This window comes from Flavimaribacter sediminis (assembly GCF_019492055.1).
Classification (GTDB): Bacteria; Pseudomonadota; Alphaproteobacteria; order Rhizobiales; family Rhizobiaceae; genus Flavimaribacter; species Flavimaribacter sediminis.
Map to the genome: position 1 here is coordinate 1,331,099 of NZ_JAICBX010000002.1, position 14,199 is coordinate 1,345,297.

General features: G+C 57.5%; 12 protein-coding genes. 6 read left to right on the top strand and 6 right to left on the bottom strand.

What is annotated here, in order from left to right:
* Nucleotides 1-73: 73 nt before the first annotated feature.
* Both K1W69_RS14460 and K1W69_RS14465 read right to left on the bottom strand, forming a co-directional pair.
* On the bottom strand, nt 74-1,342 hold the full coding sequence (locus K1W69_RS14460; protein ID WP_220229022.1) for a cation:proton antiporter: 1,269 nt from the start codon (nt 1,340-1,342) through the stop codon (nt 74-76).
* 228 nt (nt 1,343-1,570) lie between these two features.
* A complete protein-coding gene (locus K1W69_RS14465; RefSeq protein ID WP_220229023.1) occupies nt 1,571-2,347 on the bottom strand; it encodes a crotonase/enoyl-CoA hydratase family protein in 777 nt (258 codons plus the stop codon).
* A gap of 120 nt (nt 2,348-2,467) precedes the next feature.
* Between K1W69_RS14465 and K1W69_RS14470 the strand changes: the two genes are divergently transcribed.
* Nucleotides 2,468-3,025, top strand: coding sequence for a TetR/AcrR family transcriptional regulator (locus K1W69_RS14470; RefSeq protein ID WP_370688245.1), 558 nt, complete (start codon nt 2,468-2,470; stop codon nt 3,023-3,025).
* 117 nt (nt 3,026-3,142) lie between these two features.
* Here K1W69_RS14470 and K1W69_RS14475 read toward each other — a convergent pair whose 3' ends face one another.
* Entirely contained in the window at nt 3,143-4,630 is a 1,488-nt protein-coding gene (locus K1W69_RS14475; protein WP_220229025.1) for a class I adenylate-forming enzyme family protein, read from the bottom strand.
* A gap of 432 nt (nt 4,631-5,062) precedes the next feature.
* Between K1W69_RS14475 and K1W69_RS14480 the strand changes: the two genes are divergently transcribed.
* The 3 genes from K1W69_RS14480 to K1W69_RS14490 all read left to right on the top strand — a co-directional run bounded on the left by K1W69_RS14480 (nt 5,063) and on the right by K1W69_RS14490 (nt 9,974).
* Nucleotides 5,063-6,844, top strand: coding sequence for an NAD(P)/FAD-dependent oxidoreductase (locus K1W69_RS14480; protein ID WP_220229026.1), 1,782 nt, complete (start codon nt 5,063-5,065; stop codon nt 6,842-6,844).
* Nucleotides 6,845-7,062: 218 nt separating this feature from the next.
* Nucleotides 7,063-8,724 carry a L,D-transpeptidase family protein gene (locus K1W69_RS14485; protein WP_220229027.1) on the top strand — a complete coding sequence of 554 codons (1,662 nt, stop codon included), beginning with the start codon at nt 7,063-7,065 and terminating at the stop codon, nt 8,722-8,724.
* A gap of 518 nt (nt 8,725-9,242) precedes the next feature.
* A complete protein-coding gene (locus tag K1W69_RS14490; RefSeq protein ID WP_220229028.1) occupies nt 9,243-9,974 on the top strand; it encodes an alpha/beta fold hydrolase in 732 nt (243 codons plus the stop codon).
* Here K1W69_RS14490 and K1W69_RS14495 read toward each other — a convergent pair.
* The 3 genes from K1W69_RS14495 to K1W69_RS14505 are packed head-to-tail and all read right to left on the bottom strand — an operon-like array spanning nt 9,968 to nt 12,577.
* On the bottom strand, nt 9,968-11,071 hold the full coding sequence (locus K1W69_RS14495; protein ID WP_220229029.1) for a hypothetical protein: 1,104 nt from the start codon (nt 11,069-11,071) through the stop codon (nt 9,968-9,970). The two genes, K1W69_RS14490 and K1W69_RS14495, sit on opposite strands and share 7 nt — an antisense overlap.
* 23 nt (nt 11,072-11,094) lie before the next feature.
* On the bottom strand, nt 11,095-11,985 hold the full coding sequence (yghX, locus tag K1W69_RS14500) for a YghX family hydrolase (RefSeq protein WP_220229030.1): 891 nt from the start codon (nt 11,983-11,985) through the stop codon (nt 11,095-11,097).
* Nucleotides 11,986-12,034: 49 nt separating this feature from the next.
* Nucleotides 12,035-12,577 (bottom strand): DUF1697 domain-containing protein, encoded by a 543-nt coding sequence (locus tag K1W69_RS14505; protein ID WP_220229031.1) that lies wholly within the window; start codon nt 12,575-12,577, stop codon nt 12,035-12,037.
* A 101-nt stretch (nt 12,578-12,678) separates the two neighbouring features.
* Between K1W69_RS14505 and K1W69_RS14510 the strand changes: the two genes are divergently transcribed.
* Both K1W69_RS14510 and K1W69_RS27480 read left to right on the top strand, forming a co-directional pair.
* Nucleotides 12,679-13,695 carry an LLM class flavin-dependent oxidoreductase gene (locus tag K1W69_RS14510; protein ID WP_220229032.1) on the top strand — a complete coding sequence of 339 codons (1,017 nt, stop codon included), beginning with the start codon at nt 12,679-12,681 and terminating at the stop codon, nt 13,693-13,695.
* A 173-nt stretch (nt 13,696-13,868) separates the two neighbouring features.
* Entirely contained in the window at nt 13,869-14,156 is a 288-nt protein-coding gene (locus K1W69_RS27480; RefSeq protein WP_370688263.1) for a response regulator, read from the top strand.
* Nucleotides 14,157-14,199 lie beyond the last annotated feature (43 nt).

Genomic DNA, 14,199 nt, shown 5'->3' on the forward strand with positions numbered 1-14,199 from the left:
GATGTCGCCAAATCTTCCTGCTTTTTCAGAATTTCCTTCTGGCAGCGACAGTTTCGCTGTTCTTACGGTTCCGTCAGTGGGCGCCCGATTTGCGAAACGGTTTGGCCGAACGAATGACCGGTTCGGATTCCGCAGCAAGGTTTCGGGCCTTTATCCTGCGGGCGTAGAGCCGGCCGAGCGGCGCCGCCGTCAAACCGTGTAGAAGCGCGCTGATCCACACGGCGTTGATTGCGATGTAGAGAACAGGTTCGGCGTATCCGGCGTCGATTTGCGGCACCACGAGCAGTGCAAACAGCGCTGTAGCGAGGCCGCGGGGACCGAACCAGCCGAAAAACAGGCGTGTTTCGGGAGACGCGTCTGTTCCAATCAGCGATATCCATATCGAAACCGGCCGCACGACAAAAAAGCTGACCAGAACAATCGCTACAGTCGCAAGGTCAAGATGGGCGAGCGCGGCTGGCAAGAGTGCAAGTCCGAGCAGGAAAAACGCCGCCCAGCTCAGCAATTGACCCTCGCTTTCGGTAAATTCGTAGATGAAGGCGCTTGCGTTCTTGACGATATTGCCAAAGCAGAGGCCGGCGATAAACGCAGCGATGAAACCATTTCCGCCAATGAGTGATGCAGCGAAATAGGACGTCATGGCCAGTGACAGCGTGCCAATGCCTTCATAGGGATCGGTGGCGAGACGCCGTCTTTTCGCCCACAGGAGGAGCAATCCGCCGGCGCAGCCTATGACAATGCCGGTGAGTGGTCCGAGCGTCAGCTGACGCGTCATAAAGGCGATCCAGTTAACGTCGGCGCGTTCGGTCGCTTCCGCGGCGAGGCTGGCGAAAAGCAGCACTGCGGGCAGGGCTATCCCGTCATTCAGACCGCTTTCGACCGTCAGGGCCCTTCGGGGGCGCTCTGGAATGTCCGGATTGGTCACAACTGATAGTCCCAGGGCGGCGTCGGTCGGGGTGAGGATCGCCGCGACCAACGCTACGGCGAATATCGGCCAACCGGGCAGGAACGGCAGTGCCGCCAATGCGCCGAGAAAAATGCAAAGCGGAAGTCCAACGACCAGCATCCGGACCGGCCAGACATGCCGCCGGCGCAGGGCAGACAGGTTGGTTTGCGCCGCGTCCAGAAAAAGCAGCACGATAAGGGCGATTTCGGCCACCAGATGCAGAGCTTCGTGCGCGCCTGCCCCTGACATGACGCCGGTCGAAGCCATGGCAAGACCGAAGCCGATACACAACATCGGCGCCGTCAGAACGGTCTTCGTCAACCGGTTGGCGACGACCGCAAGACCGAGTGCGAACAGGCTGACGATCAAAAATCCGATGATTTCGCTTTCGGGCATGGCGCAACGGAACCCGGTTTACCAAAGGCGTACATACGACATTTTTAAGCGTCAGCAAATCTATCGGTCTCCTTTTGGAGACAGCATGGTTATCGAATGACCGTTTTCGTTTGGACGGCGCCTTGTTGCGCTACGGCAAGAACGGTATCGAGAATTTAGTCGCCGGCTCATGCGAACGGAAACAGTCCTTTCAACTCTGGGAATTGCGCAAACGGACCGTCGTCGCACCTACTCGCTGCGGCGTTCCAGCCAGGCATCGAGTTTCTCCGCCGTGTTCTCGCTGCGGGCAAGCACTGCGAACTGGTCCTTCTCAATCAAAAGCCCTTCGACGGTAGTCGTTTCCAGTCCGCCCGCCACTGCTCTCAGGATCGATGAGATGGTCAGCGGTTCATGCGCAATGATCGCGAGAGCCAGTTCGATGGCAGCGTCGATCAGGTTGTGGTCGGGAACGATCCGGTTGATCAGGCCGATTGCTAGTGCCTGCTCCGGAGAGAAAGGCTCTCCGGTCAGCAGCAGTTCCAGCGCCCGCTTGCGTCCGGCGAGGCGGGGCAGTCGCTGGGTTCCGCCAAATGTCGGCGCAATTCCGATCCTGACTTCCGGTTTGGCGAAGAGCGCGCTTTCGGCGGCGATCGCCAGATGCGCAGCTTCGGTTATCTCGCAGCCGCCGCCAAAGGCGACGCCGTTGACGGCCGCGATCACCGGCTTCGAAAATGCCTCGATCCGCGCCGTCATGGCCTGTCCGCGCCGGACGAAGTCCCGGGTGGCTATTTCGGCGCCTTGGCGCAGGCTTTCGCGGAACTCAGCGATGTCCGCCCCGGCCGAAAAGGCCCGATCGCCAGCGCCGGTCATCACAACCGCCCTCAAGTCATTGTCGCCTTCGATATCATCGAGCCGGTTGCACAGGCAGTCGTTGAGCGCATAGCACAGGGCATTCAGTTTCTCAGGCCTGTTTAACCGCAACAGGGCGATTGGCCCGTTCCGCTCCATCGTTACAAGGTGTTCCATGGTCGTTTTACGATCCTCTCTATTGTTGGAGAGGCTACGGGGGAGACGCTTGCTAGTAAACTCACTGGTGAGTATACATACTGGATGCCGAGAGACAGCGCGAAAACCCGGGAATCGATTGTGAAGGCGGCCAGCGCGCTCTTCTATTCGCATGGCGTTCGCGCCAGCAATCTCGACAGGATCGCCGAGAAGGCAGGTGTGACCAAGCGCACCGTGTATTATCATTTCACCAGCAAGGACGAGCTGATCGAGGCCTATCTGACGGCGCGCGACGGACCGAACCTGGCCGCCATGAAAAGCTGGTTCCATGAGCGGGGCAATGATCCCGCAAGCGGCGTAAGAGCCGTCTTTTCAGGCATGAAGGACGCCTCGCAACACCGACTATGGCGCGGTTGCGGTTATCTGAGGACGGCCGGGGAACTGGCGAACATGCCTGGCCATCCGGCGATCAAGGCGGCGTCGCTTCACAAGAAGAATGTAGAAGCATGGCTGGCAGAGGAGTTTTGCGCGGCCGGAATCGACAACGCCGATACCCTTGCGCGGCAGGTAACGCTACTCATGGACGGGGCTTTTTCCGTCATGCTTGTTCATCATGACCCCGACTACATCGAACAGGCGGGAGAGGCGGCTGCGGCGCTGATCGAAAAATCCATGCACACCGTTTCAGCCGGCGGGTGATAGCCGGCGAAAAGGACCTTGAAGGCGATGAGCCGATTCGCCGATCGCCGTCAAGATTGCCATTGGCGGGCTTGCGACGCCCGTCGACCCGATGGTCGCCGGGAAGCGTGCGGTCGGTCAGACTGCTTCGCCGGTAAACATTGCGACCAGTTTTTTCTTTTCGACCTTGCCGTTGTTGTTGCGTGGCAGTTCGTCGATCAGCCTGAATTCGCGCGGGCACTTGTCCGCGCTGATATTAGCGCGTGCGAAAACGCCGAGCTTTTCGACCGTCAGCGTGTCAGTTGAGGAGACAACGAAGGCGGCGACTTCCTCGCCGGAAGTTTCCGAGGGATAGCCGATAACGGCGGCTTCCTTCACCTCCGGATGTCGAAGGAGCGTGTGTTCGATCTCGCGCGGGAAAACATTGACGCCGTTGCGAATAATCAAATCCGACGCCCGGCCCGTCAGAACCAGGAAACCATCCCCGTCGATATAGCCGAGATCGCCGGGTATGGCCCATCCATCAGCGATGCGGTCGGAGTTCTCGCGCTCCTCCCCGATGATCTCGTCGGCGATGCAGGGAGATCTGATCATGATCAACCCGTTTTCACCCGTCGGCAGGGATTCGCCATCGGCGCCGGCGATACGGATATGTGTCAGCACATGCGGCTTGCCGACGGAGTTCGGATTCTTCAACACGTCCTCGCCGGACAGCTCTGAAATCATGGGGCAGCAGATGCTCGAACCATAATCGACACGGTAGCCCGGCGTCAGTTCCTTGTGGGCCCGAACACTGTGTTCCGGCGGCACGGCTGCGCCTGCGACCGTCAGAGCTCGCAGGTCCGGAAACATGGGAGTGTCTCTGCCGGACGATATTTCAAGCATGCCCGCAAGCTGCGGCGGCACGATGAAGGCGGCGCGCGCCTTCAGTTCGACAAAGGCTTCGGCGACTTCCGCCGCTGAAGACAGGATAGGCAGGAAATGCACGGTTCCGCCGTCCATCAGATGAAAGAGGGTGTGGATCTGCGGAGCGGTATAACCAAGAGGCAGGGAGCAAACGAAAACGCCGCCGCTGTAGCCAAGCGAACTCGTGCGGTGCGCAAGATACCGGTTCAGGAATGTGTTGTGACCAACGGCGATTCCCTGCGGCGAACCGGTCGTGCCCGAGGTCAACGCAATGATGGCTGGATGATGCGCGGTCACCGCCTCGTACTCGGCGCTGTCCATGGCGGCGATCTCGTTGCGCCAGCCTTGTTTTGCCAGCACGGATTCATATTCCGGTTCAGCGGGCGTTCCGCGCAATTCGATAATGGCGCGGATACTGAAGTTTTTCGCGCTCGAATTCTTTTCCCCAGGCTTGGCGCGGAAGTCGAGCAGCATGGCTGAAGCGCCGATCATCCATAGCGCGAGAGCGGCTGCAACCGTCTCTTCCGGTCTCTGGAGCGCGACGCCGACCCGGTCGCCCGCGCCTATACCGCGGTCCTTCAGGTAACGGGCGCCTTGGGACGCCAGGGCGACAAGGTCGCTGAACGACATGACGACCTCGTCGGAAACGATCGCCTTGCGGTCGGGAAAACGCTTGGCCACGCCGGTAAAAACGTCGGCCAGATTCATTGCTGTAGTCATTCTGCTGCTCCAGATTCCTTCGGCCCGGGCGCGCCGGATTGCCGGTTAACGGGTTTGTTCCTTCGATGGAGAAGAAAAGTCAACGGATAACTCGCATTCGAATTTCCGATAAAAAGGTCATTGCGGGAGGCGTCGGAGGAAGTTCTGGATCAAATCTCAGGACTGAGAAAACGGAGAATTGCTTCCTCATTTGCGCGATCGCAGCTCAATTTCGCCAATCTTAGCAAGAAAAAACGAAGCATATCCAGCTTATCCAGCGCAATCTGGTATCCGGTGAGAATATCGCTTTAAGGTATGTAATACAAGCAATCCACAGCGCGCGGTTCGAAGACCCCAATGATCTTCAACAAACTTGCATTCAAACGTATTGTCGGTAACAACGCTGTGAAACCTAACGCGAAGACAAGATGAAGCTCAGCGGACAGGTGCAAGGTGAAGAACTCGGAATACAATAGTTCACATTTCGATGTTGTTGTTTGCGGAGCGGGACTGGCTGGCCTGGCCTTTGCCCGTCAGCTCAGACTGGAGCAACCCGAACGCTCGATCGCACTTCTCGATCCGCTGACGCCGCCGATTCCCGACGCGATCTGGAAGGTAGGAGAATCAACGGTTGAATTCGGGTCGCACTATCTGGCCGGATTTCTGCAGCTTCAGGACTATCTGGACAAGACGCAGCTGAAGAAGCTCGGACTTCGATTCTTTTTTTCAAACGATGGATCTCCGAACAACGGAACCCTGGCGTCCCGGCCGGAGTTTGGGCTTTCGGATTTTGCCGAGTTTCCGACCTATCAGATTGATCGGGGCATTCTCGAGCGCGACATGCGGGATATGGCCCGCGCCGAAGGCACGGTCTTTCTGGAAGGTTGTCAGGTACGTAAGGTCGAACTTTCCGACGAAGGCGGCGCGCACAGGATCACCTTTACCGACACCACCGAAGCGGCTGGCGCGGACGGCGCCCTGACCGCCCGCTGGGTCGTTGACGCGACCGGTCGCCGGCAGTTGCTCCAACGCCAGCTCAAACTGAAACTACCGCATGAGGGCGAGGCGTGCTCCAGCGTCTGGTTCCGGATTGCGGGTCGTGTGGATGTTGATGACCTGGTCCCGCAGAATAATAGCGAATGGCACGACCGGGTGCCGGAAGCCAGGCGGTATTTTTCAACCAATCATCTGTGCGGCGCCGGATATTGGGTATGGATCATTCCGCTCAGCAGCGATGTGACGAGCATCGGGATCGTGGCGCGCGATGATATGCATCCATTCGACACATACAACACGCGAGAAAAAGCGATTGAGTGGCTGAAAGGCTTCGAACCGGAGTTCGGCGCCTATCTCGACGGGCAGGAGATGCTCGATTTCAAGTTCATGAAGGAATACAGCTATTCCAGCAGCAAGGTCTTTTCCGAGGACCGTTGGGCTTGCGTCGGAGAGGCGGCGGTATTCGCCGATCCGTTTTATTCACCGGGCACCGATCTGATCGCGATCGCAAATACGATGACGGTGGACATGATCCGGCGGGACTTCGAGGGCAAGCACGATGTGGATCGAATTCAGTACTACAGCGACTATCTGATCGAGCTGAACGATGAACTGACGCGCTCCATCCAGCACGGCTACAAATATCTGGGCGACGAAATCGTTTCCGTAGCGCGTGGTTTGTGGGACTACTCTGCGGCTTGGGGACATCTGTGTCCCCTGCTTTTCAATCGTGCATTCACCGACGATGAAAAGCAGCAGGCGATGCAGCCGCGCGGCGTCCTTCCATTATTTGTCATCTCCGTTTTCATGCGCCGTCTCCTTGATGAATGGCTGCAGCATAGGCAGTCAAATGGCGGCCGCCTGACCTTTGATTTCGTCAACTACCTAAACATTGAATGGCTGGCCGAACATCGAAGGTCGAACCTGAAGGAACAGGAAAGCCTCGAAGCGCTGGGCGCCCTCTACCGCTCGAACATGGAGTTGCACGAAGAACTGATTCAGGCCCTGTTCCTGATTGCGGTCGAGGACGTGCATCCTGAACATCTCGATCGCCTGAAGGACGTCGAATGGATGAACGTCCAGAAACTGACGCTCGATCCTACGAAATGGGAAAGCTCGGGTATGTTCAAGCCGCGAACCAAACCGCGGCCCTTCCGGCACCTGTATAAGGAACTTCGGAGTTGGCTCAAGCCGCGGGAGATCGAGCTGCAGACGGAACGCGAGGCGCTTGCAGTGTGACGCAGACGGCGGATCGCGTTGTCTGGCTCAGATGAATGCGTTCGTTGTGCTCAGCCGGCTAGCGCTATGACGAAAGCGTAAATAGATTTTATACCGGCTTCCGTGATAAAAGGCGCCTGATGGACATCAGGGCCGCTTTTCCGGTTCAGGTGTCGAGCGAGGACCGGGCTGGCAGATTTTTTAGCGCGCCCTTAGCCCTCTTTTATCGGGAGACGCCTGTGAATCGATTCATTGTTCTTGGATTTATGGCGGCGATCCTCGCCGCTGCGCCATTGCCGGTCTGGTCGCAGACAATCGAAACCATCATAGAGGAAGACGATGTCTCGGCGATGGCGCCTGATGCGGAGGGCGGCGATCTCTCCTCATGGTACTACGCCATGCAGAGCCGCCTCAACAATTCGGAAAACCGCCTTGCTTCCGACGAGAAACGCTCATCGCGGCTGGCGTTGTGGTACGAGCAGCGCGATTACGCGCCGCTCTGGCTGGCTGACGGTCAACCCACCAGGGAGGCCCGCGAAGTCGTTTTCGCCCTGCTCACAGCCTACGAGGACGGGCTCAATCCCGCCGAATACGGCGCGGATACGATGTTGACGAAACTCAACAACGGAGACGAGGAGAGCCTGGCCGATTTCGAAGTGTCGCTGTCCTATGCGGTGGCTCTCTATGGTCAGCATCTGCACAGCGGACGCGTCGAGCCCAATCAGGTCAATCGCGAACTCGTGCTGTTTCCCGAGGAAATTTCGGCGGACAAGATTCTTGAACGCCTCGCGCAGTCCGATGACGTACTTGCGGAACTGCGTGACTTTTCACCCAATACAGCCCGTTACGACAGGCTGCGGAAACATCTGCAGTCGCTGATCGTGACGAAGGCCAAGGGCGGATGGGTGCAGGTTCCGGACGGCGAGACCCTGAAGCCGGGCATGAGCGATCCGCGCGTAGCGGTCCTGCGGGAACGGATGATCCAGGAGGGCGAGCTCGAGGAAGGCGTCCATACCGGCGACGCATATGACGGAGCGCTTGTCGACGCAGTCATGGAATTCCAGCGTCGGATGGGCCTTGAACAGGACGGCGCGATCGGGCCGAACACGTTGACGGAACTCAACACTACGGTTGAGGAACGCATCCGTTTGGTAGAACTCAACCTGGAGCGCCGGCGCTGGATGCAGGCGAATTTCGGCAATCCCTATGTCTTCGTCAACCTGGCGGACCAGACGGTGAAGTTCGTCAAGGATGAGAAGACCATACATGCGGCTTTGACACAGGTGGGCGCGTCCTATCACAGGACGCCGGTATTCAGCGACCAGATGGAGTATCTGGAGTTCAATCCCTACTGGAACGTGCCCTATTCCATCGCCACGAAGGAATACCTGCCAAAATTGAAGTCCAACCCTTATGCGCTCAGGGCGCAGAACATCAACGTACTGCGCAACGAAACCGTGGTGGATCCGGGCGGCGTACCGTGGAATTCATATTCCCGGGCGAAGTTTCCGGTCAAACTCCGCCAGGAGCCGGGCGCCGGCAATGCGCTTGGGCGGGTCAAGTTCATGTTCCCCAACCAGTTCAATATCTATCTGCACGACACGCCGTCGAAATCCAAGTTTGACCGGGCTCAACGGTATTTCAGTCATGGCTGCATCCGGGTGCAGGATCCTTTCGATCTGGCGGAAGTTATTCTGAAGGATCAGGGCATGACGCGCGCCGAGATCGATCAGATCGTCAATTCCGGCAAGCGGACTGTCGTTCGGCTTGAGGAGCGGATTCCTGTTCACGTCGCCTATTTGACCGCCTGGGTCAACAAGGATGGATCTGTGTATTACCGCCGTGACGTCTATGGTCGCGACGAGATCCTCGATGAGGCTCTGACGGCTGCTACCAATTAGAGCCTGGGCTTGTTCCGATTGACTATGAAAGGCGTGGCCGCGTCATTGCGTCCACGCCTTTCCCTTTGATCGCGGATCAAAGCGGATCGCATTTGACCTTCAGCCAGGTTTGCCTTCGGCTGAGAGGGGAAGTCTGGTCAGCGCTCCTTGCCAAGTCCAATCCGCCGGCGCTCGAAATCCCATCGCCAACCAGGCGACCAGCAATTTCCACATGAACTTTCCCGCATGCGACTGATAGCTTGGCGGGGAATCGTCGAATTCGACGCCACTTGGCCTCTCGCGGATCATCGTTCGGATTTCGATCGACGACTGTTGAAACAGCAAGCAACGCTGATAATCGGTTTCCCTTGCTATTCAAAAGTGACTTTACCGCATCTGCAGGCAAGAAGGCGCATTTCGGATCCTGGTTTGATCATGCAGGAAGTGTTGCAGAATGTTAAGTTGATATCAAACAATGACTTTGTACGCGCTTGATTTGGTGTCCAAAGGTAACTGTGAAACGGAAGGCGCTCCTGTTCATGTCTTCAAAGACTTTTGTCCTCGTCCATGGCGTTTGGCACGGCGGTTGGTGCTGGTCCCGCGTCGTCGACATCCTTCGCGCCCGCGGCCACCGTGTTACGGCGCCAACCCTGACCGGGTTGGGCGAGCGGTCGCATCTCCTCTCCGCTGATATTACGCTTGAGACGTTCGTAGCCGATATCGTTCGGCATATTGAATGCGAGGACCTGCACGACATTGTGCTTGTCGGCCACAGTTTCGGCGGCGCTCCGGTGACCGGCGTCGCCGATCGGATCGCTGATCGTCTGGCCAGCCTGATCTATTTCGACGGCATCATGCTGAAATCTGGTGAGACCTGGTTCAGCCTTTTACCGCCGGAATTGGCTGCGGATCGCGCGGCGCTCGCTGAAAAGACGAGCGGCGGCGTCAGCCTGCCGCCGGCGCCGGCGGAAAGTTTCGGAGTGACGCGGCCCGAAGACCGGATTTTCCTTGAAAGCAGGCTGACCCCTCATCCCTTTGCGACATTCACCACTTCGCTGGACTTGAAAGGGCCGAGAGTTGGCAACGGGTTACCGGCCGCCTATATTCACTGCACCAATCCGATCTACGGACCGGCGAACGTTGCTCTTCAGAGGGCGCAGGACTTTGGCTGGCCGGTGAGAGAAATCGCAACAGGCCACGATGCGATGGTCACCGAACCACAGGCGACTGCGGATTTGCTGGAGAATATCGCCTCAACGCTCTGTCAGTAGCGATAAGGCGGGCATTCTTTTGGAAAATCGATAAAACTGCACGGCGTTCGTCCGTGACTGGAAGGGGCCGGAGGTCGCCAGTCTTTCAACCGCTCTTCCATGAAATCGATAACCAGTCTGTTGGAGGCGACGTATTCGCGAAAATCGTCGCTCCTGTGCGTGCGGGTATGCTGGTTGCGCTCGCATATTTCTCGCATGCCCTCGGGACAATTGAGAATCGTGGCATAGCTCGGATGCGATTCGTCGTCCTTCCCGGACCCGCATGCCGGAGGCTTCTTGGGGGAATAGTCAACGGGGTGGTCGCATCGCTCCACTGAAACAGGTCTGCCCTCTTCCAGCAGCCGGTACCGTTTGTTTTTAGGCTTTTTTGCACAGGACAGCGATCGGCCGAGCCCGGTTGGATAAACTTCCGTCTTGACATGAAGATTGTCGTCAAAAGTCAGTTCCGCCGGTCGCGCGTAGGGATCGCACAAGAAGGTGAAGACAAGAGCTCTGAGATCCGGACGGTCAGGTCCCATCAGGCCGAGCCGGTTTTCATGCCAGTATCTGTGGAAGCTGTTCCACTTGTTTTTCGGTTCGCCCTCGCAATCGACGCACTTGCACATCCTGCCGCGACGTTTGCCGTTGAAGGCTGGCGCCGTGACGATGACGCCGTTGAAGAGTTCCGGTTTCCAGCGTTTTATGAGAAGGGACGCCCAGCCGCCGGCGGAATGACCGCCGACGAATATGTGTTCAGGCGGATATCCCTGCGCCTGGTACCGTTCGATCATCCAGACAATGAACTTGGCCCGGTTGCAAACCCAGACCTGGTTGCAGCCATTTTCATCCGGATTGGCGCCGCGCTCAAACCCTGTGCAGGGCGTGACGACCCGCACCTTCAGGCCTTCGACATATTGATTGTCGATGTCGTTCAGCCATTGAGGCCTCGGATGCAGGAGCGGAATATAGCAGTCAGCGCCGTAGTGAACGGATGATCCGTGGTTGAATATGAAAAGGATCTCGTTTTTCGGCGACGCCCCCGCCGTTGCAGGCAAGCACAACAAAAATACCGCGATGATGCTCAGCAACCTTGTTCGCCAGGTCTTTTGTCGCGCCATTGTTTCAATCCCGCGTTTGGACCTTATCCCGAGAGATATCGGTTGAACCAGTCGATGGTTCGCGACCAGGCAAGTTCGGCCGCCGCCTCATCATAGCGCGGCGTTGAATCGTTGTGGAATCCGTGGTTGACGTCCGGATAGATGTAGGCCTCAAATGTCTTTTCGTTTTCGATCAGCGCTTGCTCGTAGGCCGGCCATCCGGAATTGACGCGTTCGTCGAGACCGGCGTATTGCATCAGCATCGCAGCTTCTATCCGCGGCACGTCCGATGCGGCCGGCTGCCGGCCATAGAAGGGAACGGAGGCGGCAAGCTCCGGATATGCGACGGCCAGCGCATTGCAGACGCCTCCGCCATAGCAAAAGCCGACGGCGCCGACCTTACCGCTGGAGTCTTCCGACTTCAGCAAATATTCGAAGCTGGCAAAGAAATCATTCATCAGCTTTTCCGGATCGACCGTGCGCTGCAGCTCGCGCCCCTCCGCGTCATTGCCCGGATACCCGCCGACAGATGTCAGACCGTCCGGAGCCATGGCCAGAAATCCCTGTTTCGCCAGCCGTCGCGCGACATCTTCGATATAGGGGTTCAGGCCCCGGTTTTCGTGAATCACCAGCACGGCCGGCAAGGGATCCTGCGCATTGGCTGGCGCCACGAAATAGCCGCGCACGGAGCCGTTGCCATTGGGAGAATCGTAAGTGATGTATTGCGGCGTGATATCGGGATCGTTGAAAGACACCTGTTCGGCGAGCGCATAATTCGGGCTCAGCATGTCGAGCAGTGCGATTGCCGTCACGCTGCCCGCCGCCCATTTGGCCGAGCGGTCGAGAAACTCACGTTTTGTAATCTTGCCGTGGGCGTAGAAGTCATAGAGTTCGAGCAGTTCCTGGTCGAAATCCTTCGCCGTCAGACGTCCCATGGTCGAACCTTCTCTTTACATTGCCTGTCCAATTGCCAGGAGTGTAACGTCAACTTGGCCCGGTTTCCCCACACAACTTCGCGATCTCGCATAACGTATTGATGTTGCGGGCCGTCATCGCGACACCGAGGCGCTTTCCAAGTTTTGCAACCAGTTTCGACCGCCCGACGCCGTCAGGCGCATGCAGATAGAAGGCGCGATCGGTAAGGTGAAACCTTTCATTTGTTGCGGCGAGCGCTTTTATTGCGTCAAGATCGGCGGCGTCTGATTTCTCAGCGAGAAAAAAGACGTGCGTTTTCTTCGGGTCGCCGTCATGAAACGGATTTGCTCTCAATATGTCGCCTATCTCGGTTTCACGATAGACATAGACGGCCGGTTCGAAATCGGCAGATTTTCCTACAGTCGTCCTAATTGCCCGGGCCATCGCGTCGGTATCCGTCTCTGAGGTTTCAAACACGCAGTTGCCGCTCTGGATGTAGGTCCGAACATTCTCGTAACCGATATTGGCGAGTATTGCGCGCAGGTCCTTCATGGCCAGCTTGTTGTTGCCGCCAACATTGATGCTGCCGAGCAGAGCGACCCATGTAGCCATGTTATGTGATCTCCGTTGTTGACCGATTACTTTTGTCAATGTTGCAGGAACGCGCAAGCGTCGGTAGTGACGGGGAAGCCAAACAAACGGGATCCTACGCCATGAAGATGAGTCTTTTCATCAATCCCGAGCATCGTCCGGGCGATTCTATGCCGGAGCGCCTGCAGGATCATGTCGAGCAGGTGCGCGTGGCCCGGCAGCTTGGTTTCGACGGCGTGTCCATCGGCTCTCACCTGAACTATGGAAACGAGGTCTGGTTTCCCGCGCTCGAAACCCTGATGCGGCTTGCTCCCGAAGCCGAAGGGATGTCGTTGTCGACATGCATGCTGGTTCTTCCGCTCTATCATCCGCTCCATGTCGCGGCCCAGCTTGCGCTCGTGGACGCCGCCTGTGGCGGTCGGGCGATCCTCGGCGTGTCGCCGGGATGGCAGGAGGACGAGTTCCGAATCATGGGATTGGAACACAAGGCCCGGATCAGCCGCTTTGTGGAATCTGTGGATCTGATCAAGCGTCTTTTTACGGAAAACGGCGTCACCTTTAACGGCCGCCATTTTACGGTCGAGGACCTGACGCTCGCCCTGAAGCCGGTGCGAAAACCGCGCCCGCCGTTCTGGTTCGGCGGCAGCGTGGAAAAGGCGGTCGCCAGGGCGGCCAGACTTGCAGACACATCGCTCGGCGACAGCTGGGTGGCCTCGTCGCATCTGACGAAAGACGTGATTGTCGAACAGGCCTCCGTGTTCCGCAATACGTTGTCCGACCTTGGGAAAGACATGCCGGGCGACTTTCCATTGCTGCGCAATGTCGTGGTGGCTCCGGACAAGGAAACCGCGATCCGCGACGCAGGCCCGTTTCTGGAGGCCAGTTATCGCGTTTTTGGCCAATGGGGTCTGTTCACAGACGTGGTCGGGTCTGGCAAGCAGCAGCTCGATTTCGACGAGTTGCTGGCTGGCCGGGTGGTGATCGGCGCGCCGGAGGAATGCGCGGAACAGTTTGCGGATCTGGCGGAAGCGACCGGCTGCACCCGTTTCATCACGAGGATCCAGTGGCTCGGAATGGATCAGAAACTGGTTCTCAGGACGCTTGAGCTACTCGGAGATCGCGTTCTGCCAATGTTGTAGTTCTCGACATCGAGTCGATTTCAACACTTAATTTACCATGAACACACCAAACTGATTTTGATGAAACTTTTATGGACGTCGGTTGTTCTTGTTGCATGGTAAAGATTGCGAAACCCTGTTCAATACTGCTTGTGGAAGACAATCCTCTGGTTGCGTTCGACGCCGCCGACAGGATCGAGAGCGAAGGCTACAGGTGTATCGTCGCACATGACCAGATCAGCGCCCTCAAATTGTTGGAAAATTGTTCAGTTGACTGCGCTCTGCTGGATTTTGATCTGGGCAGGGAAACCAGTGCGGACGTCGCTCTGCAGCTCAACCGGTCCGGTCAGCCTTATGTTTTTGTGACTGGACGCAGCCGGGACGATATCAGGCAATGTTTGGGGTCTGATGTTCAGGTCTTCAGCAAACCTGTCAATTATGCGGATCTGGCCAACAGACTGGTAGATTCGCTCGCCGCGTAGTCAGAACGATTATCCGCCGGTTCTGACAGCAGGTCATGCGCCC

Excerpts from the sequence above, each read along its gene's own strand:
- K1W69_RS14460 (WP_220229022.1), bottom strand. The coding sequence starts at position 1,342 with ATGCCCGAAAGCGAAATCATCGGATTTTTGATCGTCAGCCTGTTCGCA.
- K1W69_RS14465 (WP_220229023.1), bottom strand. The coding sequence starts at position 2,347 with ATGGAACACCTTGTAACGATGGAGCGGAACGGGCCAATCGCCCTGTTG.
- K1W69_RS14475 (WP_220229025.1), bottom strand. The coding sequence starts at position 4,630 with ATGACTACAGCAATGAATCTGGCCGACGTTTTTACCGGCGTGGCCAAG.
- K1W69_RS14490 (WP_220229028.1), top strand. The coding sequence starts at position 9,243 with ATGTCTTCAAAGACTTTTGTCCTCGTCCATGGCGTTTGGCACGGCGGT.
- K1W69_RS14495 (WP_220229029.1), bottom strand. The coding sequence starts at position 11,071 with ATGGCGCGACAAAAGACCTGGCGAACAAGGTTGCTGAGCATCATCGCG.
- yghX (WP_220229030.1), bottom strand. The coding sequence starts at position 11,985 with ATGGGACGTCTGACGGCGAAGGATTTCGACCAGGAACTGCTCGAACTC.
- K1W69_RS14505 (WP_220229031.1), bottom strand. The coding sequence starts at position 12,577 with ATGGCTACATGGGTCGCTCTGCTCGGCAGCATCAATGTTGGCGGCAAC.
- K1W69_RS14510 (WP_220229032.1), top strand. The coding sequence starts at position 12,679 with ATGAAGATGAGTCTTTTCATCAATCCCGAGCATCGTCCGGGCGATTCT.